Consider the following 26,476-nt stretch of genomic DNA (forward strand, 5'->3'; position numbering starts at 1 on the left):
CATGGAGAAGTTCACCACGCACACCGGCGTCGGCGTCCCGCTGCGGCGCAGCAACGTCGACACCGACCAGATCATCCCCGCCGTGTACCTCAAGCGGGTCACGCGCACCGGGTTCGAGGACGCGCTGTTCGCGGCGTGGCGGGGCGACCCGTCGTTCGTCCTGAACCAGGAGGCGTACTCCGCGGGGTCCGTGCTCGTCGCCGGGCCGGACTTCGGTACGGGCTCGTCGCGCGAGCACGCCGTCTGGGCGCTCAAGGACTACGGCTTCCGCGTCGTGCTGTCCTCGCGGTTCGCCGACATCTTCCGCGGCAACTCGGGCAAGCAGGGCCTCGTCGCGGGCATCGTCTCGCCCGAGGACATCGAGATCCTGTGGAAGATCCTGGAGACCAAGCCGGGCACCGAGGTGACCGTCGACCTGGGGGCCAAGACCGCCACGGCCGACGACGTCACGGTGCCGTTCCAGATCGACGACTACACCCGGTGGCGGCTCATTGAGGGGCTCGACGACATCGGGCTGACCCTCCAGGAAGCCGACAAGATCACCGAGTTCGAGGCGACCCGGGCCTCGTGGCGCCCGAAGACCCTGCCGGCCCGGCACCTGCCGGCCGTCGAGATCGAGGCGGCCCGCCCGGTCTGACGTTCGTGCCGGCTGGACGTTCGTGCCGGTATCACTCTCGCGCCCCTGCTGTGGTCAGCTTCCTGCCCGCAGCAGGGGCGCGAGTGCGTTCGCGACGTAGGGCGCGAGGGTGCCGGCGAAGGTGTCCGACAGGTGGTCGGCGTCCCGGTACACCGTGACGCCGCCGATCACCGGGAGGCACTCGCGGGCGTCGCAGTAGACGTCGGTGAGGTCGACGAGGACGACGTCGGGCCGGTCCAGCCGGTCCACGGCGCCCCGCTGCGGGTCGAACGCGCGCGTCGCGTCGCCGCGCGGGGTGCGGCATCCGGTGGTGAGGTCGACGTCGGGCGCCGTCAGGCACTCGACCACGTCCGGGCGTGGCCTGGGCACGTCGGCGATCGCCGCGACGGGGAGCTTCTCGGTGGCGAGCCGCTGCCACAGGGCGGCCAGGCGGTCCTCCGCCCAGGCCTGGGACGTCCCGGCCGACGTCGCTGGGCGGGGCGGCACCCAGCCGACGCCGCTCATCTGGGAGGTGACCACGAGGTCGTAGCCGCCGTCGAGCAGCACCTGCTCCGTCCGGTCGACCCACTCGACGCACGCGGCGGTCAGCACGTCGTCCTGCACGCGCACCGCGTCGGAGAACGGGCAGCCCGCCTTGGCGTAGATGTCCAGCGACCAGCCCTCGGCGTCCGCCGCGCCCACGAGGGCGCTCGCGTAGTGCGCGGCGTGCGAGTCGCCGACGAGCGCGATCCGGACGCCGCTCGTGCGGTCGCCGCGCTCGCACACGACGGGTTCCGTGGTCTCGCGGCCCGTGCTCGCGCACCTGTCCGTCGCCGACTCCGCGAACGGCGCCGGCAGGTCCTCGGCGACGGAATCCGGGGCCGGCACCGCGGTACCGGCCAGGTCCGGGTTAGCGCAGGGCGCGCCCTGCGGGGGCCGGGCCGCCGCCCCGAAGCACGCGGCGCCGGTCGCCGCCGCGGCGGTCGCCGCATAGAGCTCGTTCCGGACGTGCTCCCGGGCCGTGTACGTCGCGGTGAGCGAGATGCCCGCGACGACGGCGCCGATCAGCGCCGCGCTGACGATGGCGGGCCAGGGCCGCACCCGGCTCCGGCGCCGCCGCACGGGCTCCTCGACCCAGCGCCGCGTGGCCCACGCCAGGACGAGGGTGGCCGCCAGTACCGCGAACTTGTCGCCGGTGCGCAGGTCGTGCCCGGTGACGTACGGGACCAGCACGATCAAGGGCCAGTGCCACAGGTAGACGGCGTACGACACGTCGCCCAGGAACCGCACCGGGGGCAGCCCCGCGAGCCGGCCGGTGAACCGGTCCGACGCCCGCGCCCCGAGGACCAGCACGGTGCCGAGCACGGGCACGGCCGCCCAGGCCCCGGGGAACGGCGTCGTCCCCGTGAAGAGGGTGGCCGAGAACACGATCATGGCGAGGCCCGACCATGCTGCGACGGCCCGGGCCGTGGCGCTCCGGGCCGCCGACGGCGTCATGGACGGCGCGAGCGCGAGCAGCGCCCCGGCGCTGAACTCCCAGGCGCGGGTCGGGGTGATGAAGTAAGCGTAGGCGGGGTCGGCCCCGGTCCAGACGACCGAGGCGACGAGGGAAGCGACGACGACCAGGACCAGCACTCCGACGGCGGTGGCTCGCCACCCGGTCGCGTGCCGGGAGCCGCGGAGCCGGCGGTCGAGCGCCAGCACCAGGACGATCAGCAACGGCCAGAGCAGGTACAGCTGCTCCTCCACCGCGAGCGACCAGTAATGGCGCACGGGGGAGGGCACGTCGCCGGCCGCCAGGTAGTCGACGGCGTCGGCGGCCAGCACCCAGTTCTGCGCGTACAGCGCCGAGGCGGCGATCTCGCGGAACCACTGCCCCCAGTGCTGGACCGGTGCCAGCGCCCAGACACCGAGCGCCGTGACGCCGAGCACCAGCAGCGAGGCCGGCAGGAGGCGCAGGATCCGGCGCGACCAGAACCGGCTGACCGAGAACCGCCCGGCGTCGACGTCCCGCGCGATGTGCGACGTGATCAGGAAGCCCGAGATCACGAAGAAGACGTCGACGCCCACGTAGCCGCCGGTGAGCCGATGGGGCCAGAGGTGGTACAGCACGACCGCCAGCACGGCCGCGGCCCGCAACGCCTGGATGTCGGCGCGCGGGGTGGTTCGGCGCTCGTCCGTCACGTCGTCTCTCCGTCGGCGCAATCTCCCGCAATGCGCGCAATCTGCCGCAATGCGCGCATGCTGGCGCAAGTTGGCCGAGATGTTACCGGCCCCCGGCCCGCAGCAGGAGAGCCCGCCCGTCTACAGAGCCGGCGGTCCCTGGCGCACCTTCTCCAGCAGCGACTCCGGCGAGTCCTTCGACGGGTCCCACCAGGACTCGATCCACCACGTGACGCCGGCGTCGGCCATGGCGCGGGCCTGCTCGGCCGCCTGGCCTGGATCGCTGGACAGCTTGCCCTGCAGGATCACCTCGAACGGCTGGTCCTCCGTCCCGTCCGGCCGGTGCGTCGTGAGCCAGTCGACCAGCGCGGCGATGTCGTTCGTCGTCAGGTCGTCCGCCGTGCCGCGCAGCTGCGGGACGATCCCGTCCCAGCGCAGGGCGCGCAGCAGGTTCCTGGTGGGCGGACGCTCGGCGTCCCACACACCGACCGGCCACACCGGGATGCGGCCGTTCACGGGAGTCTCGGGGAAGCGGAACGGACCCGTGCGGATCTGCCCGTCCGTGGCCTCGAACTCCTCGCCGGACCAGGACCGCTCCAACCAGGCCAGGGTCTCGTCCAGCAGCTCAGCCCGCTCCTTCAGGCCCGTGGCCTGGCCCGGGACGGACGTGAAGCCCCGGTCGTCGGTGACGCCGACGCCGACGGGCAGCACCAGGCGACCGCCCGAGAGCCGGTCCACGGTGAGCGCCCGCTGTGCGAACTCCCACGGCCGGTGCCGGGGCACGGCGAACACCATCGCGCCCAGCGTGATGCGTTCGGTCACGGCCGCCGCGGCCGCCAGCACGGCGAACGGGTCGTAGACCGGCATGGCCCACTCACCGCCCAGGCTGATGGCGTCCCAGGTGAAGAATCCGTCCCAGCCGTGCTCCTCGGTCTCGCGCGCCAGCGCCACGTGCTGGTCGATGGTGCCGAAGCTGCTGATGAATCCGAACTTCATCCGTCCTCCTGATGCGTCGTCGTACCGGGGCCGACTCACACGCTATGCCGGACCACTGACACTCGGCCCGGACAGCCGAGCGCACAGCCGGGTGCGCACCCCGGGCGGGCGGTTAGGGTGAGCCCCGTGACCAGCACGAGCAGCACGAGCACGACGCGCCCGACGGCGGAGATCTGGACCGACGGAGCCTGCAAGGGCAACCCTGGCCTTGGCGGATGGGGCGCGCTGCTGCGTTCCGGGACGCACGAGAAGGAGCTGTTCGGCGGGGACCCGGTCACCACGAACAACCGCATGGAGCTGACCGCCGTCGTCGAGGCGCTGAAGGCGCTCAAGGGCCCGACCGTCGTCACGCTGCACGTCGACTCGACGTACGTGATGAACGGGATGAAGACCTGGATCCACGGCTGGAAGCGCAACGGCTGGAAGACCGCGAGCAAGCAGCCCGTCAAGAACGTCGACCTGTGGCAGGCGCTCGACGCGGAGGTCGGCAAGCACGAGGTGAGCTGGGTCTGGGTGAAGGGCCACGCCGGCGACCCGGGCAACGAGCGGGCCGACGCCCTCGCGAACAAGGGTGTCGACAGCGTGCGCTGACGCACGTTCTGGGCAAGTCCTGGGCAACTCCTGGCACGTCGGGCGGCACGTCCGCCCAACGAGACAGAAGTCACGTCACCACGATTCGCGCGCACCAATACCCTTGACCCATGGCTTCCCACTACGACGTCGTACTCCTCGGTGCGGGCCCCGGCGGCTACGTCGCCGCTATCCGCGCTGCCCAGCTCGGCAAGTCCGTTGCGATCATCGAGGAGAAGTACTGGGGTGGTGTCTGCCTCAACGTGGGCTGCATCCCCTCCAAGGCTCTGCTCCGCAACGCCGAGCTGGCCCACATCTTCACCCACCAGAAGGACTTCTTCGGCATGTCCGGGGACGTCACGTTCGACTTCGGGAAGGCCTGGGACCGTTCGCGCACGGTCGCGGACGGCCGCGTCAAGGGCGTGCACTTCCTCATGAAGAAGAACAAGATCACCGAGCTCGACGGCCGCGGCACCTTCCGCGACGCGAACACCATCGAGGTGGCCCTCAACAAGGGCGGCACCGAGACCGTGACCTTCGACAACGCGATCATCGCGACCGGCTCCGAGGTGCGCCTGCTGCCCGGCGTCGAGCTGTCCGAGAACGTGGTCACGTACGAGAAGCAGATCCTCACGCGCGACCTGCCGAAGTCGATCGCCATCGTCGGCGCCGGCGCCATCGGCATGGAGTTCGCCTACGTCCTGAAGAACTACGGCGTGGACGTCACGATCGTCGAGTTCCTCGACCGTGCGCTGCCGAACGAGGACGCGGACGTCTCCAAGGAGATCGCCAAGCAGTACAAGAAGATCGGCATCAAGGTCCTGACCTCGACGGCCGTGCAGACCGTGAAGGACGACGGCTCGTCCGTCACCGTCTCCTACAAGGGCGTCAAGGACGACAAGCCGGGCGAGCTCGTGGTGGACAAGGTCCTCATGGCCGTCGGCTTCGCGCCGAACGTCAAGGGCATCGGCCTGGAGAGCGCCGGCGTGCAGCTCACCGACCGCGGCGCCATCGGCATCGACGACTACATGCGCACCAACGTGCCGCACATCTACGCCATCGGTGACGTCACCGCCAAGCTCATGCTGGCGCACGTGGCCGAGGCGCAGGGCGTCGTCGCCGCCGAGACCATCGCCGGGGCCGAGACCCAGACCCTGGGCGACTACCGCAACATGCCGCGCGCGACCTTCTGCTCCCCGCAGATCGCGTCGTTCGGCCTCACCGAGCAGCAGGCCAAGGACGAGGGCTACGACGTGAAGGTCGCCTCGTTCCCGTTCATGGCCAACGGCAAGGCGCACGGCCTGGGCGACCCGACCGGCTTCGTCAAGCTGGTCGCCGACGCCAAGTACAACGAGATCCTCGGCGCCCACATGATCGGCCCGGACGTGTCGGAGCTGCTGCCCGAGCTGACGCTCGCGCAGAAGTGGGACCTCACGGCCGACGAGATGGCGCGCAACGTGCACACCCACCCGACGCTGTCGGAGGCGCTGCAGGAGTCGATCCACGGCATCGCCGGGCACATGATCAACTTCTGATCGTCTGACCGGTTCGTCCTGAGACGATCCTGGAAGCGGCGGCTGACCTGCACTTTCGTCCTACGACGTGGTGCGGCGTCGGTCGCCGTTTCTCGTGTACCCCGACGGCGTCGGCCCCGTCCGTGTCCCGGTTCGATAACGGACGTCGCGCAGTGCGCCGGTGATGTGCGCCTGCGGTCGATCGTCGGGGATGATTACTGTTCATGAACGCCGGAAACCCGCTGTCGGGTCTCTACGCCCCGATGCCCGCGGTGGGAACGAAGAAGTTCTGCGTGTTCTGCCGCGAGCCGGTGACGCTGGAGCAGGCGGCATCGGGCTGGCACTACTGGACGGCGGTTGGTGACCCGGTCGACGGCGGCCGGTACTGCCTGGGCGGCATGATGGGCAACGTCCACTCGCCGGCGCTGCGCACGCTGCACCTGCCGCTGGCGGAGTCCGACGACCAGAAGTGGGCCTGGCGGTACTCGCCGGAGGGCGAGGGCCGGCTGCAGTAGCGCGCCGGTTCGGGTTCAGCCCGGTCAGAACGGCCAGATCAGCGGCACGTACAGCACCGCCGCCGCGAGGAACACGAGCGCCAGCGGCAGCCCCAGCCGCCAGAAGTCCCCGAACCGGTAGCCCCCGGGCTGCAGCACCATCAGGTTGACGGGCGTCGCGATCGGGGTGAGGAACGCGGCCGCCCCGACCACCGCGAGGGCCATCATGAACGGCTGCACGCTCACGCCGAGCGTCTGGGCGAAGGACACCGCGACCGGTGCCATGACGAGCACGGTGGCGACGTTCGAGATGAACTGTCCGAGCACGAGCGTCAGCGCGCACACCGCCAGGAGCGCGAGGTAGGGGGAGCCGCTCCCGGTCAGGCGCATCACGAGCCCGGCGATCTCCTCGGCCGCGCCCGACGAGACGAACGCCGCCGACAGCGGGATGAGCGCGCCGATGAGGATCACCGTGTCCCAGGAGATCGCGCGCAGGCCCTGGGGAACGGTGATCACGCGCAGCAGCACGAGGGCCGCCGCGGCCAGCAGCCCGACGATCACCGGCGGGACGGCGCCGGTGGCCAGGAGCCCGATCGTCGCGACCAGCACGCCGAGGCACCGCTTCCAGCCGACGCCGAGCGGCACGCTCCGCTGCAGGCTCTGCGACGCCTCGACAGCGATGACGTCCGGTGACCGGGTGTAGCGGTGCAGCGCCTCCCACGGTCCGCGGACCAGCACGGAGTCGCCGGCCTGCAAGGGCAGAGCCCCGGACGAGGCGGAGGCGTCGGAACCGCCCGGCGAGTCGCTGCCGCGGCGCAGCGCGACCACGACGAGGTTCTCGTCCCGCGTGGTCATCCCGGGGCTGACGCGACGTCCGATCAGGGTCGAGCGCGGCGCGATGAGCACCTCGACGACGCCGGTGGTGCCGGTGAAGAGGTTGGTCGCGTCGAGCTCCTCGGCGTAGCTCTCCTGCCACGAGCGCACGCGTTCGCGCGGGTCGGCGGCGACGTCGGCCAGGCGCTCCGGGACACGCTCCGGCAGGAGACGCTGGCCGACGGTCACGACGAGGACCATCGTGACCAGGACGAGCGGCAGGCCCACCAGCGCGAACTCGAAGTAGCCGAACTCCCGGCCGCCGGCTTCCGCGGCGACCTCGGAGACGATGACGTTCACCGGGGTGCCGGTGAGCGTCAGCAAAGACCCCGCGCTGGCGGCGAACGCCAGGGGGATCAGCATCCGCGAGGGCACGATGCCGGCCCGCGCGGCGGCGACGACGGCGACGGGCAGGAGCGCCGCGACCGCCCCGTTGATGCTGATGACCGCCGCGAGGAGCGCGGTGCCGCCGACCATCGTCGCCAACAGCCCGGTGCGGCCGAACGACGAGCACTTCTCGAGCTGTGCCCCGATCCAGGCCGTGATCCCGGTGGTCTCCAGGGCCGCGCTGAGCACGAACAGCGTGGCGATGAACAGGACGATCGGATCGCTGAACCCGGCCAACGCCTCGCCCAGCGGGAGGACGCCCGTGGCCCACAACGCGACCGGGACGAACAGGGCCACGATCACGAGCGGCACCCGGTTGGTCGCGAAACCGAGCACGGCCAGCGCCAGGATCACGAACGTCGCGACCAGGGGGTCGATCATGAGCTCCACGGGCCCCATCGTCGCATCCGGCCGGTTCACCCATCGCGCGCTGGTGAGGGCCGGCGCCACCCGGCAGGATCGACGCATGACCGACCTCGCTGACGAGCCGACGACCAGCCTGCCCGTCGACCGTGATCGCGACCTCGCCGTCGACCTCGCGGTCGTCGGCTTCGGCAAGGGCGGCAAGACCCTCGCGGCCACCATGGCGCGCCGCGGCGCCCGCGTCGCGATGATCGAGCAGTCCGACCGGATGTACGGCGGTACGTGCATCAACATCGGCTGCGTGCCCACCAAGGCCCTCGTGCACGACGCCGAGAGTGGCGCGGACGGCCTCCCCGGGCCGGACCGATACCGCCGCGCCGCGGAGCGCACCGGCGCCCTCACCACGCTGCTGCGCGGCAAGAACTTCGCGATGCTCGACACGCTGGACACCGTCACGGTGATCACCGGCACCGCGACGTTCGCCGACCCCCACACCCTGGTCGTCACGGCCGGCGACGACACCCTGCGGGTCACCGCGCGGACCGTCGTCGTCAACACCGGCGCCGACCCCGAGCTCCCGCCGGTACCGGGTCTGCGCGAGAGCGCGCGCGTGGTCACCAGCACCCAGCTGCTCGCCCGCACCGAACGGCCCGACGAGCTCGTCGTCCTCGGGGGCGGCTACGTCGCCGTCGAGTTCGCCGCCATGCACGCCGCCTTCGGCGCGCGCGTCACCCTCCTGGCCCGCGGGCCGCGCATCCTGCGCGCCGAGGACGACGACGTCGTGGCCACCGCCACCGAGATCCTCACGACCGCCGGCGTCACGATCCGGACCGGCGCCACCGTGACCGGTATCGAGGACGTCGACGGCGCCGCGGTCGTCACCTGGACGGACCGGGCCGGCGACCCGCAGACGGCGCGGGGCGACACGGTCCTCGCCGCGCTGGGCCGTCGCCCGCACACCGCCGGCCTCGGCCTCGGCGCCGCCGGGATCAAGACCGACGAGCGCGGCGCCGTCGTCGTCGACGAGCACCTGCGGACCACCCAGCCGCACGTCTACGCGATCGGCGACGTCAACGGCGGGCCGCAGTACACCTACGTCTCGCTCGACGACTACCGCGTCGTGCTCGACCACCTGACGGGCGAGGGCCGCCGCACCACCACGGACCGCCGGGCCGTCGCCTCGGCGCTCTTCATGACCCCGCCCCTGGCGCGGGTCGGCCTCACCGAGGCGGAGGCCCGCGCGACGGGGCGGCCGCTCAAGGTCGCGACGCGCAAGGTCGCGGACATGGCGACCGTGCCCCGGGCGCGGATCGTGCACGACCCGCGCGGCGTCATGAAGGCCGTCGTCGACGCCGAGACCGACGAGATCCTCGGGGTCACGATGCTCAGCCACGACGCCCACGAGACGATCAACACGGTCGCGCTCGCCATGCGGCACGGCGTCACCGCGAGCGAGATGCGCGACGAGATCTACACGCACCCGTCCATGACCGAGGCGTTCAACGACCTGTTCGCGAACCTCCGCCCGGCCTGACGGTCCCGAGCCACGCTGAGCCAGGCCGAGTCGAGCCGAACCACGCCGAGCCGAGCCGAACCACGCCGAGCCGAGCCGCCACCGATGAGTTCGGCCCCGGTGCGGCGTCCGTCCTGCCATGAGCGAATTTCTCTCCGACGGACCCGAGCTCTTCGCGGTCGCGTGCGTCCGCGACTACGCGACCGCCTACCCCTGGTGGGAGACGCTGCTGGGCAGCCCGCCCTCCTTCAAGGCGACGCCGACCGAGGCGTTGTGGGAGATCGCCCCGCACCGCTGGATCGTCGTGGAACAGCGCCCCGAGCGCGCGGGACTCGCGACGCACACGGTGTTCGTGGACGACCTCGACCTCAGGGTCGGTCAGATCGCTGGTCGTGGCCTCGAGCCGGACGACCACGAGACCTTCGAGGGCGGCGTGCGCAAGATGATCTACCGCGACCCCGAGGGCAACGAGATCGGGTTCGGCGGCAACTCGCAGTAGGCGACCGGCAGGTCACGGGCAGCAGGTCACGGGCAGCAGGTCACGGGCAGCGGGTCACGGGCAGCAGGTCACGGGCAGCGGGGCACCGGGGCGCTCCAGGTCGTGCTCGACCGGTTCGACACGTAGTAGTCGCTGACCCAGGTCCCGTTGCGGAGCTGGTTCCACACCCTGCTCGTCCGGATCAGGGTTCCTACCTTCTGGCACGTCACGTATGCCAGGGCCCCCCGGGGCAGCGGGCTGCCCGCGGCCGGGTAGGAGGTGCCGGGACCGGTGCGCGCGGTGAGCATGCCCACGGTCACCTGACCGGGGTAGGCGCACCGCGGCAGCACCGACGTGAACCCGGTGCTCGACGGGGTCGAGACGAAGCGGTCGCTCACCCAGGCGCCGTTGGTCAGCCGGTCCCACACCGCGGTCGAGCCGACCTGCTGCCCGGAGCCCTGGCACACCACGGACAGCGTCGCGCCCGGCGCGTAGGTGGTCACGACGGGGTAGGACGCCGCCGGCCCGCTGCGTGCGTTCAGCGACGTCGAGCTGGTGACGGAGTAGTTCCGAGCGACCGTGGCGACCGGCGCCCGGACGTTGTCGGAGTCGATGTTGATCGTCACCCCGCCCCAGGTCTCGTTGTGGTCGCCCTCGTACTGCTTCGCGCGCTGGTAGTACGACCACTGCGAGTCCGGCGCGGTCGGCCAGCCCGTGAGCGAGCTGTTGCCGTCCCAGCGGGCCATCCAGACGGCGTCGGGCCGGGCGTAGGTGCTCGAGTCGTAGGAGTCGGAGAGGTCCCGCAGCCCCGAGTCCTGGTGCACGTAGACGCCGGCCAGGTACCCCGAGCGGTGCAGGGCCTTGGTCCACGCCGCGACGTACTTGCGCACCGCCGTCCTGCAGGACGCGTCGGTCCGGTCGTAGTGCTCGACGTCCGCGTAGAGGCCGCTCCCGGACCGCAGGCCGAGGGCCTTGGCCTGCGCCACGGCGTCGGCGCCGTCCGAGCCGCCGCGGGCGGTGGCGTTGTCGGAGGTGTAGCGGTTCGGCTTGCTGCCGAACATGCAGCTCGGCTGGTACCCGAAATAGGTGGGCAGCAGCTTCCAGCCTGCCGCGACGGCCCCGCGCACCCAGGTCGGGGTGAGGTTCGGCTGGGCGCAGCCACGGTTGATGCCGCCGAAGTAGATGTTCACCACGTCGTACGGCGATGTGCCCCGCCAGGCGTTCAGCGCCGCGAGCGAGGGCGCGGTGCAGGTGTCGAACCCCAGGCCGTTGGCCCGCGTCGCCGTCGAGCCCGAGGTGTAGAGCACCGGCGTCTCCGGCTCGGCGGCGGCCGGGAGGGCGAGGCCCGCGACCAGAACCGCGAGGGCGCCGACGGCGGCGGCCAGTCCTCGGCCGATGTGCTGCCTGCTGCCGGTGCCGTGCCTTCTGTCGAGGCGCCGCCCTCTGCTGTTGTGCTGCCCACTGCTGTTCTGCTGCATGGCGGACATGGCGTACCTCCGTGGACGATCCAGTCGCCTACCAGGCAGTTTCCGTCCGCCCGGGGTAGTGCGTCAGGGACTTTGGTCCCGGATGCCGGGTGAGGTGGCGGGGCCGTTCTCCGGGTGCGGACCGGGCTCCGGGCACGGGTGCGTGCGGGCTCCGGAAACGGGTACGGAGACGGATACGGGGACGGGTAGGGTCCGGGCATGGTCGGACCCCGGCGGTACCGCGACGTGCGCTCGATGCTGATCGACGCCCCACCCGACGCGGTCTGGCAGGCCGTCCTGGACCAGGTCGAGGTGCTCGGGCGCCCGGCCTTCTACGTCCGCCTGATCGGCTGCCGCGACCAGCGGCACCTGGGCCCGCGCCCGCTGACGGCGGGCTCGGTGGTGCCCGGCTTCCGCGTCATGGCGGCGGACCCGCCGGCCCGGCTCGTGCTCGACGGCGTCCACCGGTTCTCGGTCTACACGCTCACGTTCGCCCTGCTGCCCGACGACGGCGGCACGCGGCTCGAGGCACACACCGACGCGACCTTCCCCGGGGTGCTCGGGGCGGTGTACCGGCTGCTCGTGATCGACTCGGGCTTCCACAAGCTCGCGACCAGGAGCATCCTGACCCGCGTCCGGCGTCGGACGGTGGTGGGCTGACATGGGCCAGACCGTGCCGCCCCTGTGCGTCGTCATCAACGGACCCTCGGCCGCGGGCAAGTCGACCCTGACGACGGCGATCCAGGACCGCGCGGAGCGGCCCCTGCTGCGGTTCGGCGTCGACGAGCTGTTCCGCATGATCCCCGACCACTGGGGCGGCGGGCTGCCGGGTGCGCGACACTCCGACCTGGGCTTTCGCTACGAGTCCGTCGAGCTCGCGGACGTCGAGCCCGATGGCGTCGGGGCCGGCGGCCGGGAGGGCGTGCGCCGCATCCGCACGGGCGCGGACGGCATGCGGATGCTCGGCGCGATGAACGTCGCCGTCGTGGCGATGCTGCGCGCCGGCCAGGGCGTGATCGTGGACGGGCAGGCGTTCGAGCCGGAGGCCAACCGGGACCTCGAGTCGCGGCTCGCCGAGCTGGCCCGGGACGGCGCGGCGGCCGTGGCGATCGTCGAGCTCCGGACGGCCGACGGCGACCTCGAGGACCGGCAGCGCCGCCACGAGCACCCGGTGGGGCTCTCGCTGTTCCACAACCGCCAGCCGCCGCAGTCGCCGGACCCCGACCTGGTCATCGAGACCACCGGGCGGGACGCCACGCAGGTGGCGGACGTGCTCTGGGACTGGCTGGTGGAGTTCTACCCCGCGATCGAGACCGGTCAGTCCGTGGGCGCCTGATCGCTCCTGGCGTACCGCCGTCCTACTTCACGAAAACGGGTGTTCCGGCCGCGCGCCGTGCGCAAGGATGACGGGCGTGGACCCGCGAGCTGACGCTGCTGCCCTGGTGGCCGACCGTTACCCCGAGGCCCGGTGGGCGCTGCTCGCCGGCAGCGTCCTCGACCCGGGTTCCCGGACCGCGGGTTCGGACCTCGACATCGTCGTGTGCCTGCCGGACGACGCCGTCGGGCACCGGGACGCGCTGCGCTGGCGCGGCTGGCCCGTCGAGCTGTTCGTGAACACCGAGGCCGGGCACCGCTGGTTCATCACCACGGAGACGGCGCGGCGCAAGCCCACGCTGGCGCGGATGATCGCCACGGGCGTGCTCGTGGCCGGGCCCGCCGGCGCCGTCGACGACCTGCAGGCCGAGTGCGCCGCGCTGCTCGACGCCGGGCCCGGTCCGGCGTCCGACGCCGCGCTGGAGGACGCCCGGTACGTCGTGACCGACCTGCTGGACGACCTCGCCTACGCGCGCGACGGCGGCGAGGCCGACGTGGTGCGCTCCGTGCTCTGGGAGCGGGTGGGGCACCTCGCCCTGGCGGCGGCCGGGCGGTGGGACGGCGGCGGAAAGTGGCTGCTGCGCGAGCTGCGCACCTGGGACCTCGGTTACGCGGCCCGCTGGGTGGCGGCGCGGCACGACGACCAGGCCATGGTCGACGTCGCGCGGGCCACCCTCGACGCCGCCGGCGGCCCGCTGTTCGAGGGATACCTGCGCCAGGCGCCCGTGGTGGACGAGATCCACGCGACCCGGACCATCCCGCCGGCGGTCGTGAGCCGGTCGGCGCGCGCGGTCCTGCTCGACGACGCGGGCCGGCTGGTGCTCATCAAGCGCACCGTCCGCGGCCGCGCGCCGTACTGGGTGACGCCCGGCGGCCGCGTCGAGCCGGAGGACGCCTCGGTCGAGGCCGGCCTGCACCGCGAGCTGCTGGAGGAGCTGGGCGCCACGGCGGACGTCGTCCGGCAGGTGTTCCTGACCTCCCAGCCCAAGGACGCGGGCGTCGCGGTGCACCACTACTTCCTGGCGCGCCTGGCGTCGCTGGACCTGGCGCTGCGGTCCGGCCCGGAGTTCGAGGAACCGACCCGGGGCACCTACGAGGTGGAGCGTGTGGACCTGCGCGACGACGCCGCGCTGGCCGGCCTCGACCTGGTGCCCGCCGCGCTCAAGGCGTTCGTCCGGACCAACCGGCACGCGCTGCTCGCGGAGGCAGAGGATACCGAGGCAGAGGACACCGTGGCGGAGGACTCCTGAGCGCGATCGAGGTCCCCGCGTCGTTCCTCGCGATGCCGCGCTGGTGGACCGCCACGACGGCGGAGCAGCGGTGGCTGACCGACCTCCCGCGCCTCGTGGACTCCTGGTGCGCGCGTTGGTGCCTCACGGTCGACGGGTCGCCCCGGCACGGGTCGAACGCCCTGGTCGTCCCCGTCCGCCGCGCCGGACGGCCCGCCGCGCTGCGCCTGGCGCCCCCGGCCGACGACGTCGCGGCGCTCTCGACGGCGCTGGAGTTCTGGCGCGGCCACGGCGTCGTGGCGGAGCTCGACGCCGACCCCGCGGCCGGTGCGCTCCTGCTGGACCGGCTCGACCCGGACCGCGCCCTCACCGGTGAGCCCCTTGCCGTCGCGATCCCCGAGATCGGCCGGATCGCGCGCCGCCTCGCTGTCCCGGCGGGCGACGACGTCGCGGCCGGCGTCGGGCACACGACGGACGACGTCGCGACGCTGACCCCGCTGCAGCGACCCGTATGGGACCGCCTGGGCCGGCCGTTCGACGGGGGAGTCCTCGACCGCGCGGCGGACGCCGCGGCCGTGATCCTCGCCGGTGACCGGGACCCGGTCGCCGTGAACGCCGACCTGCACTTCGACCAGGTGCTGCGGGACGGCGACGGCCGGTGGTGCGTCGTCGACCCGGTGCTGCGGCGCGGCGACGCGGAGCGGACGGCGGTGAACGTGCTCTGGCACCGGGTCGACGAGATGTCCGACCGGGAGATCCCGCGCTGGTTCGACGTGCTGGTCGACGCCGCCGGGCTCGACGCCGGCCTGGCCCGGGCGTGGGCGGTCTGGCGGATCACCGACTACCGGCTGTGGGGCCTGGAGCACGGCCTCACGCAGGACCCACCGCGGTGCGCCCGCCTGCTCGACGCGCTGCGGTGATGACGACGCTGCGCTGATCACACGGAGAACCAGCAGTACATCTCCCGCCCCTGCACCACCGCGCGCCGCGCGAGCCCCGACATGCCGCGCAGAAGTTCCGCGACCTCCTCCTTGTCCGCGTCCGGCCCGAACTCCTCGGTGCTGCCCCAGGTCGCGGCGACGTCGGGTACGCGGCCCGGGGCCAGGTCGGCGAGGGCGGTGGTGAGCGTGCCGCGCACCCGCACGATGCCGGACTCACCGCTGTCGCCCATACCCACCGGCGACGTCCGGTCCCCGGAGATCTCGGCGTACGGCAGCTCGGTCAGTGCCGCCTCGAGGGTGCCGAGCATGACGAAGGGGTCGATGCCCTTGGCCTCCTGCAGGTCGTCCTGGTCGAGCCCGGCGCCGTAGACGCCGCCGTCGAGGAACCGCGCCGCCTCGGTGTCGGAGCCGGCGATGAAGTAGTCGGTGATCAAGCCCATGGGCACCGAGCATGCCATCCACCTCTGACACCCCGCCAAACCCGTCCCGGCTGCGTTCGCGACCTCCCGCACGGTGGCCCAGGATGGTGGCGACAGGCACCGCGATCAGGGGCGGTGCCGCGAGGACCGGAGGACGTCGTGGGCTCCAGCAAGTCGGGCAGCGGCCAGGACAAGCACCGCGGAGGCGGCCTGAAGCGGCTCGTCACCCTCGTGACCATCGGCCTGGCGGTCGCCGCGGTCGTCAAGGAGCTGCGCCTCCCGGAGGAAGAGCGCACGTGGAACGGCAAGGTGGCGGCCGTGGTGCCGTACGACTTCCGGTTCCCCACGCTCGAGCGCGCCAAGGAGCGGCTCTGGGACCCCGAGGCCGAGCACGTGATCGGGCCGCGCGTCTTCGGCGTCGGCTGGGCGGTCAACGTGGGCAAGGTCGTGGCGCTGGTCCGCAGCCGGCTCGACGTCTAGCCCCGGTCCCTGCACGCCGGCCGGGCGCACGGCCGGTCACACAGCTGGGCGCCCGGCCTCGCACGCCGCCTCGCACTTTGCTTCGCACGCGCCGACGGCCCGTGGTTCGATGCCCGGATGAGATCTCGCGCCCTGCTCCTCGTCGCCGTCGGACTGCTGCTCATGGCGGCGGTGTTCGGCACGGTCGCGGGCTTCCTCGCGGTGCGCACCGCGAGCTTCCTGGCCGATGCACGCCCGGCCGACGGCGTCGTCATCGGGCTCGACGAGCAGTACAGCAGCAGCGACAACGGCTCCGCGCGCTACACGTACCACGCGGTCGTGGCGTACGACGTGAGTGGCCGGGAGTACGAGCTCACCGACCGCACCGGCACCAACCCGCCCCGGTACGACGTCGGCCAGGCGGTCACGGTCCTGTACGACCCCGCCGACCCGGGCGAAGCGCGCCTCGACGCGAGCTACGGGTACTGGCTCGAGACCATCTTCGGGCTGGTCGCCCTGGCGCTCGCGGGCGCGGGCATCCCGGTGCTGCGCGTCTGGGTCCGGAAGTCCGCCCGCGCGCGGCTGGCCCGGACCGGCGAGCGCGCCACGGGTACGGTCACCGAGGTCCGGCCGGCGGGCAAGGTGGTCTACAACGGCCGGCCCCGCACGGCGACGACGGTCCGCTGGCGGCACCCGTTCGCGGGCGAGCAGACGCTCACCGAGATCACCTGGGGCGCCGCGCACGCCGTCGGCGATCAGGTGGGCCTCCGGTACGACGCCGACAAGCCCGCCCGGGCACTCGTCGAACCGCCGGCGGAGCCCGAGCCGGCGCGCGGGACGGACGAGCTCACGGTCTGACCGCGTTCCCGGCGTCCGGATCGCGGCGCCGGAGCGACCGCGCCGGCCGTCAGACGCCTGGCGACCTGGGCTCAGGCGTCCCGCGGCGCCAGGCCGCGTACGAGGGCGGTGAGCCCGGCCTCGAACTCGTGCTCGGGGCCCAGCTCGGCGACGGCCTGGACGGCCCGCGCGAGCCGGTCGGCGCCCTCGACGGCTCCGGTGTCATCGGCGTCGTCGGTGTCGTCGTCGGCGTCGGCCAGGATCGGCTGCCCGCTGGGCGTCGTCTGCTCCTCCAGGGTCGCCCCGATCGTGTACCGGGAGACGGCGATGAACGCCAGGACGGCGTCCGGCCCGCTGAACCCCTGCGCCTCCAGGTGGGCGACCTGGGCGACCGAGTTGGCGAGGTTCGGGGCCCGGGGTCCGGTCGAGGCGATCAGGCGGGCGCCGTCGCGCACGGAGAGCATGGCGCGGCGCAGGCTGCGGGCGTTGCGCAGCAGGAACGCGTCCCAGCTCTCGTCGGGTCCGGGCAGCCGGTCGGTGTGCCTGCGGTCGAGCACCTCGGCCGCGACGGCGTTCAGCAGCTCGGCCTTGTTGCGGAAGTGGTGGTAAAGCGCGGGCTGCTGCACGCCGAGCCGGCGCGCCACGTTGTGGCTGGACAGCCCGTCGAGGCCGCGCTCGTCCAGCGTCTCGATGGCCGCGGCGACGATCGTCGGGCGGTCGAGTCCGGGGCGGGTGCGTGGCATGGCCCGACTCTAGCCAGAGGTTCCTTATCAGTGATAATTTATCGGTGATAAGTTCAGTGACCGGGTGGGACATCGGCATGACACCGGCCTGACAAGAGCGCGACACGGGCACGACAAGGGGAGCGGCGATGACCGACGAGCGGACTACGGCACGGGCCGGGCTGGACGAGGTGCCCGAGCGGCCTGAGCGGCCCGAGGAGGCGCCCGGACGGCGGCCGGTGCGGCACCGCGGCGCCGCCTGGACGCTCGTGGTGCTCACCCCGCTGATCGCCGAGCTCGCCCTGGGGTCGACACCGGTCCGGATGGCGTGGCTCGTGCTGCTCTGGATGCCGGTCTACGGCGCGGGGGTGCTGCTGATCCGCGAGCTGGTCGCGCGGCGCGGTCGCGGCTGGCCGAGCATCCTGCTGCTCGCCCTGGCCTACGAGCTCGTCGAGGACGGGATCGGCCTGCAGGCGCTGACCAGCCCGCACCTGTACGACGCCGCGTCGTGGGGCGCCCGCGTGCTCGGCGTCAACCTGCCGTACTTCGAGGCGAACGCGATCTACCACGCCGTGTTCACGGTCTGCATCCCGATCGCGCTGACGAACCTGCTCTTCCCCGCGCACCGCGGCCGGCCCTACCTCGGCGTGCCGGGGACGGTCGTCGCCGCCGTCGTCGCGGTGCTCGGCGTGGGACTGCTCCGCACGGTGACGCTCTCGGAGGACCCCGGCTACCAGGCGCCGACCGCGTTCGTGCTCGGCGTGGTGGTGCTGGTGCTCGTGCTCGGGGTCGTCGCCCTGTTCGTCGTGCCGGCCCCGCGCCCCGCCTCGTCAGGCCCGGCCGTCCCGCCGGACCAGCCCGTCCCGCCGGACCAGCCCGGCACAGCGGCGGTCCCGTCCCTCGGCCTCCTCGCCGTGGCGTCCGCCCTGGCGACCCTGGTCTTCTTCGGGCTCTCGTTCCCCGTGTTCGGGGCCCGGCAGCCGGCCTTCACAGAGGGCCTGATGGTGCTGGTCCCGATGGCGGTGACCGTGATCGGCGTCGTGGCCTGCTACCGCTACCTGACCCGGACGGCGTCCTCCCCGGCCTGGACGCCGCGGCACACGCTCGCTCTCATCGGTGGGGCGCTCGTGGCCCACTCGGTGGGCGGGCTGGTGATCATGGCGCACACCACCGTGGACCGGGTCGGCCTCGTGGTGATCATCGCGCTGACCGTCGTGGGGCTGCTGCTCGTCGACCGGCGGCTGCGCCGCTGACCAGCCCTGCTGCTGACCAGCCACGCCGCTGACCAGCCCCGTCGCCGTCAGTGCTCGGCGTCCCACGTCGCGATCTCGGAGCCCTTCGCCCCGCCGTACATGTCGACGACCTCGCCGTCGGGGTCGTAGGTCACCGAGGCGTCGTCGTAGGGGCCGGAGCCCCAGACGGTGATCTCGTAGGGCAGGCCGGCGTCGTCGAACGTGGCCGACGGCACCCGGACCTGCACCGTGACCAGGTCCTCCGGCTCGAAGCCCGCCTGCTGCGGCAGCCGGTCGGCCAGCTCCTGGAGCGCGGCCCAGTCCACGTCGGCGGCGTCGAACGTCCGCAGCGGCAGGTCGGTGTCGCTCGGCTGGATGGACGACGGCTCGTGGCGGGTGATGTCGCCGTGCGCCCACCAGAGGTCGTCCGTGTTGTCCGAGCCGGGGGCCGTGGGCACGGTCGCGGTGGCGGTCGTGCTGCCCAGGCCGACGGCGGTGAGCTCGCTGTGCCCGGCAGCGGCGACGAACGCGTCGACCACCTCCTGGGCGCGCGCCGGGTCCAGGGTGCTTGCCTCCCGATCGACGCGCCGTTCCTGGGCCGCGGAGACCTCCAGGAGCGGGGTGCCGGTGAGTACCGCGGTGATATCCTCGCGCACGGGGTAGAGCCGGGCGGCGAACCCGACGAGCACCAGCAGGGCGAGCACGGCGGCCGGGATCTTCACGAGGCCGCGCGCGTCCCGGCCGGTGGGCACGGGCGCGGCCCACTCGGGCGGCTCGTCCATCCGGGCGACCGAGTCGGCCTGCGCGGCCTTCTCCCGCCAGGACTGCGGCGGCGACTGGAGCAGGGCCACGCCGGGGGCGTCCGTCTTCTCCTGCAGCACCACGACGACGGCGCCCGGCTGGAACTGCGGCAGCCGCGTCCGGTCGATCAGCGCGCGCGTGGTGGTCGTGTACCTCGCGCGGGTCCGGGTGTCGACGGCAAGCCGCAGCTCGGCCACGGGGTCGTCGTTGATCTCGGTGCCCGTCGAGGAGATGTCCAGCACCTTGGCCAGGTGCAACCGCCCCTCGCGCTCGGCGGTGACCACGACGTCGACCGACGGCGTGGTGCGCAGAGCGTTGGTCCCGCCGATCCCCAGGAGCACGGTCGCCACGGACGTCAGCGCGACCGCGAGGGTGCTCACGACCAGGGCCACGGGCAGCCACCAGCCCGGGGCGCCGTGGTCGAGCCGGAGGCCGATCAGCAGGATGCACGCGAGGGCGAACCCCACGGCGAGGGAGCGGACGATTCGGATCACGCGGTCAGTATTCCGGACACCACTGACACTCCCGCACGTGTCAGACGCACAGGTCACCCGGGGGATCTGTACGTCTGACACGTGCGGGCGCGGAACCCTCGGGCAGGGCGCCGTCAGAGGGTGAGGAGGCCCCGGGCCAGCGCCGTCACGGCGCCCGCCGTCGCCACCGTGAGGGCCGTCCGGGACGCCGCCCGGGTCGAGATCCGCAGGGCGAAGATGTTTCCGACGGCCACGCCGGCCAGCACCGCCGCCAGCAGCACCGGCCAGACCCACCACGCGGGTGCGAAGCCGGACGGGATGGCGCCGAAGCCCAGCTTGGTCGCCACCGACATGGCGTTCATGACCACGAGCAGCGGCTGCATCGTCGCCGCGAACGACCGGTGGTCCCAGCGGGTGGCCAGCGCGTACGCGGTCCAGGCGGGTGCGGCGACGCCCGAGGTGGTGTTCATGAACCCCGCCGCCAGCCCCGTGGCGACGGCCACCGAGCGGCCCTGGATGCGCACGCGGCGCCGCAGGATCGCCGAGGCGCCCAGCGCGAGCAGCACCGACCCGCCCACGATCACGTCGAGCCACGCGGGGTCGGCCTCGCGGACCGTGAGCGCGCCGAGCACCGAGCCCACCAGCATCAGCGGCAGGATCGTGACGACGCGCCGCCAGTCCACGCCGTCGCGCAGCGCGCGCAGGATGAGCAGGGCCGTGACGATCGCGGCGACGTTGCTGAGCAGCACGCCCACCGAGGCGCCCAGGAACACGGTCAGCACCGGCGCGGCCACCATGCCGACGCCCATCCCGGCGATGCGCTGCAGCCCGGCTCCGAGGACGACGGCCACGCACGCTGCGATCAGGGCCGTCGTCTCCACCCCGTCACGCTAACCCTGATCAGGGGCGGTTCCGGTGCGAGGAATATCACCCTCGGCCGGCTCGCGCCGACTGGTTCACCCGAGCCGGTTCACCCGAGCCGGTTCACCCGAGCCGGTTCACCCCGACCGGCTTACCTCAGCCGGCTCACCGCGCCCGGGGCCAGACGACCGTGAACCGGGCCCCACCGTCGGGCGACTCGCCGACGGCGACCTCGCCGCCCCGGCGCCGGACCAGCTCGGCGACCAGCGCCAGCCCGAGCCCGGCGCCGCCAGAGGTCCGGGCGCGGTCGTCCGACACCCGGTAGAACCGGTCGAACACCTTGGCGCGGTGCTCCGGGGGCACGCCGGGCCCGTCGTCGTCGACCAGCACGCGCACCGTGGACCGCTGCGCGAGGACCGTCACCACCACCCGCGTGCGGGTGTACCGGGCGGCGTTGCGCAGCAGGTTGTCGAGCACCAGCTCGGTCTCGGTGTGCGCCGCGGCGGCCCAGGCCCGGTCGGTCAGGGCATTGACCACGATCGGCACGGGACCGCTGCCGGCCCGCGCCACCGCCGACCGCACCTCGTCGACCAGGTCGATCGACTCCGCGGGCGGCAGCTCGCCGGCGTCCGACCGGGCCAATGCCAGCAGGCCGTCGAGCAGCGCGGACAGCCGCTCGGCGTCGGCCAGGACGTCGGCGTGCACCTCCTGCGAGAGCTGCGGGTCGGGGCTGGCGACGGCGACCTCGGACTGCACGCGGATCGACGCGACGGGGGAGCGCAGCTCGTGCGCGGCATCGCCCGTGAACCGGCGCAGCCGCTCGGCGGTGGCGTCCTGGCGGTCCAGCAGCACGTTGAAGTCGTCGGCCAGGGCGTGCAGCTCGCGCGCCGCCCCGCCGGGCACCGCCACGCGGGCGCCGGGCGCGAGCCGGCGCACCGACTCCCGCATGCGGGCGACCGGCGCCAGCGCCGAGCCGACGGCGAACCAGATCGCGACCCCGGCCACCAGTGAACCGACCAGCGCGGTCACCAGCAGCCACCGGCCGCCCGACGCCTTCGCGGCGGCCTGCCCCACCAGCCCCGTGCCCGCGACGACGAGGCGCTGGCTGCCGTCGGGCGCGGTGGTGACCACGCCGTGCCAGCGCACCGGCTGCGCGCCGCCCGCGGTGACGGGGGTGCCGGCCTTCAGGGCGCGCACCTGGTCCCGCGTCAGGACGGGCGCCGGGGCTGCCCCGGCGGTGTCCTCGACGACGTCCCCGGCGGTGTCCAGCACGCGCACCGCCAGCCCGTCGGGGGAGTCCGGCGTCCGGCCTGCCGCGACGTCGCCGGCCGCCGTGGTCAGCGCCACGTGCAGCTCGTCGTCCACGGCGTCCGTCAGGACGGGGCCGAGGCCCCGGCCGGCCGCCGTCGCCAGGCCCAGCAGGCAGGCCAGCGTGACGGCCGTGGCGAGCAGGGTGATCCGCAGGCGCAGAGACACCCCGGACCAGCGTCCGCCGGCCCGTCCGCCTCCCTGCACGCTCGGTGGCGCGCTCACCGGCGCGCGTCCCCGAGCTGGTACCCGTGCCCCCGGACGGTCCGCACCAGGTCCCCGGCGCCGACGGCGGCCAGCTTGCGGCGCAGGTAGCCCACATACACCTCGACGACGTTCCGGGTCGCGGCCTGCTCGTCGCCCCAGACCTCGGTCAGCAGCTCCTGCTTGGTCCACACGGTGCCCGGCCGCGAGGCCAGCGCCTCCAGCAGGTTGTACTCGCGCGGGCTCAGCGGGATGCCGACGTCGTCGTACCGCACGGTGCGTGAGGCGCGGTCGACCGTCAGCGGCCCGATCAGGATGCGGGTCCGGACGGCGCCCGCCGCCGTCCGGCGCAGCAGGGCGCGCAGCTGGGCGAGCAGCACCACGAACGAGAAGGGCTTGACCAGGTAGCCGTCGGCACCGAGGTCCAGGCCGTCGGCCTGGTCGATCTCGCCGTCCTTGGCCGAGACGAACAGCACGGGCGTGGTGATCCCGGCGGCGCGCAGCTCCTGCAGCACGCGGTACCCGGACAGCCCGGGGATCATGATGTCCAGCAGGATCGCGTCGAACGACCCGGTGCGGGCCAGGCCCAGCGCCGTCGGCCCGTCGGCGGCGAGGGTGACGTCCATGCCCTCCGCGCGCAGGCCGCGGTCCAGCGCCTTGCGCACGCCGGGTTCGTCGTCCACCACGAGGATCTGCGGCCTCATGCCTGCCAGCATGCCGCACGGCCGGCTCCAGCGGGTGTGCCGCCGGGCTGTGTCGGCCCGGCCGCCAGGCTGTTCCGTACAGCTCTCAGCGCGGTCTCAGCAGCGAGGGCGCATGGTGGAAGAAGCCAGGCAGAAGTCAGGAAGAAGTCAGGCACGACGTCACGCACGACGTCACGCATGAAGGGGCCGGGTGCGGTCCACGGGAGCGAAGGAGCTGACATGAGGCCGAGGACGAAGGCGCTGGTCGCCGCGGGGTCGGGTATCGCCGTGGGGCTCGCGGGCCTGGCGCTGACCACCCTGCCCGCGGGCGCGGACGACGATCCGGTGCTCCCCGCGATCGAACCGGAGGCCCTGGTCGAATCGGCCCTGGCGGCCGAGCCGCAGGCGTTCTCCGGCGAGGCCGAGGTGAGCAACGAGCTCGGCCTGCCCGCCCTGCCGGGCACGGAGGACCTCGACTTCGAGTCGGCGCGGGTGTTCCACGACGGCCAGGAGAGCGCCCGGGTCCAGGTCGAGAAGCCGACGTCCGAGGTGACGTTCGTGAAGAACCCCGACGAGGCCTGGGCCTACGACTCGCAGGAGCGCACGGCGGAGCACCTCACCTGGGACGACGCCGACGCCGCGGCCGCCCGGAAGCACGCCGAGGCCCAGCTGGCGGACCCCGCCCGGGCCGCGGCCCAGATCATCGAGCAGCTCCGGCCGACGAGCGAGATCACGGTGGACGGGACGGCGCGCGTCGCCGGCCGCGCCGCGTACGAGCTGGTGCTGACGCCCAAGCCGACGGAGAAGACGCTGCTGCGTGAGGTCACCGTCGCGATCGACGAGCAGACCCGCATGCCGCTCGCGTTCGACGTGTACGCCAACGGCAGGTCCGAGCCCGTGCTCTCGCTCGGTTTCGTCGAGCTCGACCTCGGCGCGCAGGACCCGGCACTGTTCGACTTCACGCCGCCGCAGGGCACGAAGGTCGAGACCACCGACGTGGGCGACGCGGCTGGGCACCGGGCCGGGAAGGACAGCGCCGGGAAGGACGGGGCTGCCGACCACATGACCGAGCAGGGCAGGACGACGGTCGGCGACGGCTGGGACACCGTGGTGATCGCCGAGCTCCCGACCGACCTGCCGAAGATGCCCGGCGGGATGTCCGACGGAGCGTCCGGCGACCTGCCCGGCGCGTTCGCAGGCGGCGATCAGGACCTCACCGGGGCGCTGGAGCAGATCGGGCAGCCGGTGTCCGGCGAGTTCGGCACCGGGACCCACGTGCAGATCGCTGTCGGCGGCGCGATCGTGACCGACGACGGCCGGGTCGCGGCCGGCGCGGTGCCCCAGCAGGTTCTCGTCGACGCCCTGGACCAGCAGTGACCGCAGGCGGCGCCGAGCCGGCGCCGCTGGTCACCGGCGCTGACACCGGCGCTGACACCGGCACCGACTCCCGCAGCGGCCCGGCGGGTGTCGCCGTCGGCGCGGACGCCCGCCCCGCCTCCCGCCCCGCCCTCGCCGCCCGCACGCGCGGGCTGCGCAAGGTCTACCGCGGCACGGTCGCCGTGGACGGCGTCGACCTGGAGGTGCCGGAGGGCGCCGTGGTCGGGATGCTGGGCCCGAACGGCTCCGGCAAGACGACGACGATCCGGATGCTGCTCGGGCTCGTGCAGCCGACCGAGGGCGAGATCGAGCTGCTCGGGGCGCCCGTGCCGGGGGCGGCCGACCGGGTGCTCCCGCACGTCGGCGCCCTGGTGGAGAGCCCGGGGTTCCACCCGTTCCTGTCGGGCCGCGAGAACCTGCTGCGGTTCGCGGCCGCTGAGCCCTTCCTGTCCGGCCGGGGGCTGTCCGGCAAGGCAATGGACGGAGCCGTGTCGGCCGCGCTGGAGCGCGTCGGCCTCACGGACGCCGCCCGGCGCAAGTACCGCGCCTACTCGCTCGGCATGAAGCAGCGCCTGGGGCTCGCCTCGGCGCTGCTGGTGCCGCGTCGGCTGGTGGTGCTCGACGAGCCGACGAACGGCCTCGACCCGGCCGGCACGCAGGAGATCCGCCGGATCATCGCGGAGCTGCACGCCGGCGGCGTGACGGTGCTCGTCTCCTCGCACCTCCTGGCCGAGGTCGAGGCGACGTGCACCCACGTGGTGGTGCTCAACGAGGGCGTCGTCGTCGCGCAGGGCGCGCTGGACGATTTGCTGGAGTCCGGCAGCCCGGCGCTGCTCGTCTCCACGCCCGACGGCGAGCGGGCCGTCGACGTGCTGCGGGACCGCCGCATCCCCGCCCGGCTCGCCCCGGACGGCGTCCGCGTGGACCTCGCGACGACGCCGCCGGCCACGGTGATCGAGGTCCTGGTGGGCGCGGGCGTCGGCGTGGACGAGGCCCGGCGGGAGCGCACCGGGCTGGAGGAGGTCTTCGCGCGGCTCACCCACGACGTCGGCGCCGGATCGGGGGCCGACCGATGACCGCCCCGCAGTCCCCGGCCGCCGGACCGCACGCCGCCCCTCACGCCACCCCTGACGTCGCCGCGAGCCCCGGCCTCGACGCCGACGGCGTCCTGCCCGCCCGCCGCCGCGCGCCGCTCGGCCGCCTGCTGCGCTCGGAGCTGCGCTGGGTCTTCCGGCGGCCGCGGACCCTGGTCGTGCTCGCGCTGCTCACCGTGCTGCCGGTGATCACCGGCATCGCCGTCGACCTGACGTTCGACGGTGCGGCGGCACCCGACCCGGCCGTCGGCCCGGGCCCGGGCGGGAGCGGCCCCGGCGAGGGGCCGCCCATCTTCGTGACCATGGCCAGCAGCGCCTTCGTGCTGCCGCTGGGCTCGCTGATGACGCTGCTGATGCTCCTGCTGCCGCTCACCGTCGCCATGGCGAGCGGCGACGCGCTGGCCGGCGAGCAGTCCACCGGCGCGCTGCGCGGCTGGCTGCTCGCCCCCGTCGCCCGGGGCCGGCTGCTGCTGGTCAAGGCCGTGGGCGTGCTCGTCGTCGCGCTGGTCGCGGCCACGCTGGTCGCCACGTCCGGGCTGGTCACCGGGCTCGTCCTGTCCGGGACCGACGGCCTGGTGTCGATGTCGGGCACCCAGCTCTCGGTCGCGGACGTGCTGTGGCGGCTCGCGATCGCCGTCGCCTGGGCCACGGTCTACCTGATGGCGGTCGGGGCGGTGGCGCTCGCGATCTCGGCGTCGACCGAGCACCCCATGCTCGTGGTGGTGAGCGTGCTGGGCGGCCTGATCGTGTCCGGGGTGCTGCTGCAGATCTCGGCGCTGGACTGGCTGCACCCGTACCTGCTGCCGACGTCGCTGGCGAGCCTGGCCGACCTGATCCGGGACCCGCTGGCGTTCGACGGCCTGGCCGAGGGCGCGTTCCGGTCGCTCTGCTACCTCGTGATCGGCATGTCCCTGGCCTACGCCCGCCTCACCACCCGGGACGGCTGAGAGAGCGGGCTGAGAGAGCGGGCTGAGAGAGCAAGGTGACCGCGAAAAGCGAGACGCCGCCGCGCGCCTCCCGTACGGGAGG

Annotated in this window: 26 protein-coding genes; 16 read left to right on the forward strand and 10 right to left on the reverse strand. The window is 73.4% G+C overall.

Annotated elements, in window-relative coordinates:
* The first annotated feature begins 1 nt into the window (after position 1).
* Positions 2-637, forward strand: coding sequence for a 3-isopropylmalate dehydratase small subunit (gene leuD / locus ACFU5G_RS09530; protein WP_377243024.1), 636 nt, complete (start codon positions 2-4; stop codon positions 635-637).
* A 54-nt stretch (positions 638-691) separates the two neighbouring features.
* Here the strand turns inward: leuD and ACFU5G_RS09535 are convergent, their stop codons facing one another.
* Both ACFU5G_RS09535 and ACFU5G_RS09540 read right to left on the reverse strand, forming a co-directional pair.
* Positions 692-2,800, reverse strand: a complete 2,109-nt coding sequence (locus ACFU5G_RS09535; protein WP_377243026.1) for an acyltransferase family protein — start codon at positions 2,798-2,800, stop codon at positions 692-694.
* Between the two features lie 120 nt (positions 2,801-2,920).
* Positions 2,921-3,775: an LLM class flavin-dependent oxidoreductase gene (locus tag ACFU5G_RS09540; RefSeq protein WP_377243028.1), complete on the reverse strand. Its 855-nt coding sequence runs from the start codon at positions 3,773-3,775 to the stop codon at positions 2,921-2,923.
* 117 nt (positions 3,776-3,892) lie between these two features.
* On the opposite strand from ACFU5G_RS09540, the gene rnhA reads away from it, so the two are divergent.
* From rnhA to ACFU5G_RS09555, 3 genes are all read left to right on the forward strand, one after another.
* A complete protein-coding gene (gene rnhA / locus ACFU5G_RS09545; RefSeq protein WP_377243030.1) occupies positions 3,893-4,366 on the forward strand; it encodes a ribonuclease HI in 474 nt (157 codons plus the stop codon).
* 110 nt (positions 4,367-4,476) lie between these two features.
* Complete coding sequence (gene lpdA / locus ACFU5G_RS09550; protein ID WP_377243032.1) at positions 4,477-5,880, forward strand: dihydrolipoyl dehydrogenase; 1,404 nt, start codon at positions 4,477-4,479, stop codon at positions 5,878-5,880.
* Between the two features lie 203 nt (positions 5,881-6,083).
* Positions 6,084-6,374, forward strand: coding sequence for a hypothetical protein (locus ACFU5G_RS09555; protein ID WP_377243034.1), 291 nt, complete (start codon positions 6,084-6,086; stop codon positions 6,372-6,374).
* 24 nt (positions 6,375-6,398) lie between these two features.
* On the opposite strand, the gene ACFU5G_RS09560 is transcribed toward ACFU5G_RS09555, so the two are convergent.
* Entirely contained in the window at positions 6,399-7,994 is a 1,596-nt protein-coding gene (locus tag ACFU5G_RS09560) for an SLC13 family permease (protein WP_377243074.1), read from the reverse strand.
* Positions 7,995-8,079: 85 nt separating this feature from the next.
* On the opposite strand from ACFU5G_RS09560, the gene ACFU5G_RS09565 reads away from it, so the two are divergent.
* Together ACFU5G_RS09565 and ACFU5G_RS09570 are read left to right on the forward strand one after the other, a co-directional pair.
* Entirely contained in the window at positions 8,080-9,510 is a 1,431-nt protein-coding gene (locus ACFU5G_RS09565; protein ID WP_377243036.1) for an FAD-dependent oxidoreductase, read from the forward strand.
* 118 nt (positions 9,511-9,628) lie between these two features.
* Positions 9,629-9,988, forward strand: a complete 360-nt coding sequence (locus tag ACFU5G_RS09570) for a VOC family protein (protein ID WP_377243038.1) — start codon at positions 9,629-9,631, stop codon at positions 9,986-9,988.
* Positions 9,989-10,056: 68 nt separating this feature from the next.
* Here the strand turns inward: ACFU5G_RS09570 and ACFU5G_RS09575 are convergent, their stop codons facing one another.
* Complete coding sequence (locus ACFU5G_RS09575; RefSeq protein WP_377243040.1) at positions 10,057-11,454, reverse strand: glycoside hydrolase domain-containing protein; 1,398 nt, start codon at positions 11,452-11,454, stop codon at positions 10,057-10,059.
* Positions 11,455-11,652: 198 nt separating this feature from the next.
* Here ACFU5G_RS09575 and ACFU5G_RS09580 point away from each other — a divergent pair, with 198 nt between their 5' ends.
* From ACFU5G_RS09580 to ACFU5G_RS09595, 4 genes are all read left to right on the forward strand, one after another.
* Positions 11,653-12,093 (forward strand): hypothetical protein, encoded by a 441-nt coding sequence (locus tag ACFU5G_RS09580; RefSeq protein WP_377243042.1) that lies wholly within the window; start codon positions 11,653-11,655, stop codon positions 12,091-12,093.
* Between the two features lies 1 nt (position 12,094).
* The gene (locus tag ACFU5G_RS09585) at positions 12,095-12,769 is read left to right on the forward strand and encodes a chloramphenicol phosphotransferase (RefSeq protein ID WP_377243044.1); all 675 of its coding nucleotides are present in this window, start codon (positions 12,095-12,097) and stop codon (positions 12,767-12,769) included.
* Positions 12,770-12,845: 76 nt separating this feature from the next.
* Positions 12,846-14,057 carry an NUDIX domain-containing protein gene (locus tag ACFU5G_RS09590; RefSeq protein WP_377243046.1) on the forward strand — a complete coding sequence of 404 codons (1,212 nt, stop codon included), beginning with the start codon at positions 12,846-12,848 and terminating at the stop codon, positions 14,055-14,057.
* A gap of 32 nt (positions 14,058-14,089) precedes the next feature.
* A complete protein-coding gene (locus ACFU5G_RS09595) occupies positions 14,090-14,956 on the forward strand; it encodes an aminoglycoside phosphotransferase family protein (protein ID WP_377243048.1) in 867 nt (288 codons plus the stop codon).
* 17 nt (positions 14,957-14,973) lie between these two features.
* Here ACFU5G_RS09595 and ACFU5G_RS09600 read toward each other — a convergent pair whose 3' ends face one another.
* On the reverse strand, positions 14,974-15,417 hold the full coding sequence (locus ACFU5G_RS09600) for a hypothetical protein (RefSeq protein WP_377243050.1): 444 nt from the start codon (positions 15,415-15,417) through the stop codon (positions 14,974-14,976).
* Positions 15,418-15,531: 114 nt separating this feature from the next.
* Between ACFU5G_RS09600 and ACFU5G_RS09605 the strand changes: the two genes are divergently transcribed.
* Together ACFU5G_RS09605 and ACFU5G_RS09610 are read left to right on the forward strand one after the other, a co-directional pair.
* Positions 15,532-15,876 (forward strand): hypothetical protein, encoded by a 345-nt coding sequence (locus tag ACFU5G_RS09605; protein ID WP_377243052.1) that lies wholly within the window; start codon positions 15,532-15,534, stop codon positions 15,874-15,876.
* Between the two features lie 117 nt (positions 15,877-15,993).
* A complete protein-coding gene (locus tag ACFU5G_RS09610) occupies positions 15,994-16,713 on the forward strand; it encodes a DUF3592 domain-containing protein (protein WP_377243054.1) in 720 nt (239 codons plus the stop codon).
* Between the two features lie 71 nt (positions 16,714-16,784).
* Here the strand turns inward: ACFU5G_RS09610 and ACFU5G_RS09615 are convergent, their stop codons facing one another.
* A complete protein-coding gene (locus tag ACFU5G_RS09615) occupies positions 16,785-17,435 on the reverse strand; it encodes a TetR/AcrR family transcriptional regulator C-terminal domain-containing protein (protein ID WP_377243056.1) in 651 nt (216 codons plus the stop codon).
* A gap of 128 nt (positions 17,436-17,563) precedes the next feature.
* Here ACFU5G_RS09615 and ACFU5G_RS09620 point away from each other — a divergent pair, with 128 nt between their 5' ends.
* Entirely contained in the window at positions 17,564-18,667 is a 1,104-nt protein-coding gene (locus ACFU5G_RS09620) for a hypothetical protein (RefSeq protein ID WP_377243058.1), read from the forward strand.
* Positions 18,668-18,714: 47 nt separating this feature from the next.
* Here ACFU5G_RS09620 and ACFU5G_RS09625 read toward each other — a convergent pair whose 3' ends face one another.
* From ACFU5G_RS09625 to ACFU5G_RS09640, 4 genes are all read right to left on the reverse strand, one after another.
* Complete coding sequence (locus ACFU5G_RS09625) at positions 18,715-19,941, reverse strand: hypothetical protein (protein ID WP_377243060.1); 1,227 nt, start codon at positions 19,939-19,941, stop codon at positions 18,715-18,717.
* A gap of 113 nt (positions 19,942-20,054) precedes the next feature.
* Positions 20,055-20,801 (reverse strand): sulfite exporter TauE/SafE family protein, encoded by a 747-nt coding sequence (locus tag ACFU5G_RS09630; RefSeq protein WP_377243062.1) that lies wholly within the window; start codon positions 20,799-20,801, stop codon positions 20,055-20,057.
* Between the two features lie 145 nt (positions 20,802-20,946).
* On the reverse strand, positions 20,947-22,257 hold the full coding sequence (locus tag ACFU5G_RS09635) for a sensor histidine kinase (protein WP_377243064.1): 1,311 nt from the start codon (positions 22,255-22,257) through the stop codon (positions 20,947-20,949).
* A 53-nt stretch (positions 22,258-22,310) separates the two neighbouring features.
* On the reverse strand, positions 22,311-22,997 hold the full coding sequence (locus tag ACFU5G_RS09640; protein WP_377243066.1) for a response regulator transcription factor: 687 nt from the start codon (positions 22,995-22,997) through the stop codon (positions 22,311-22,313).
* Between the two features lie 219 nt (positions 22,998-23,216).
* Here ACFU5G_RS09640 and ACFU5G_RS09645 point away from each other — a divergent pair, with 219 nt between their 5' ends.
* The 3 genes from ACFU5G_RS09645 to ACFU5G_RS09655 are packed head-to-tail and all read left to right on the forward strand — an operon-like array spanning position 23,217 to position 26,394.
* Entirely contained in the window at positions 23,217-24,353 is a 1,137-nt protein-coding gene (locus tag ACFU5G_RS09645) for an outer membrane lipoprotein carrier protein LolA (RefSeq protein WP_377243068.1), read from the forward strand.
* On the forward strand, positions 24,350-25,429 hold the full coding sequence (locus ACFU5G_RS09650) for an ABC transporter ATP-binding protein (protein ID WP_377243070.1): 1,080 nt from the start codon (positions 24,350-24,352) through the stop codon (positions 25,427-25,429). Before ACFU5G_RS09645 ends, ACFU5G_RS09650 begins: the two co-directional genes overlap by 4 nt.
* Complete coding sequence (locus ACFU5G_RS09655) at positions 25,426-26,394, forward strand: ABC transporter permease subunit (RefSeq protein WP_377243072.1); 969 nt, start codon at positions 25,426-25,428, stop codon at positions 26,392-26,394. The genes ACFU5G_RS09650 and ACFU5G_RS09655 overlap by 4 nt, the downstream gene beginning before the upstream one ends.
* Positions 26,395-26,476: the final 82 nt, after the last annotated feature.

Source organism: Promicromonospora sp. NPDC057488, from assembly GCF_042802395.1.
Lineage (GTDB): Bacteria > Actinomycetota > Actinomycetes > Actinomycetales > Cellulomonadaceae > Promicromonospora.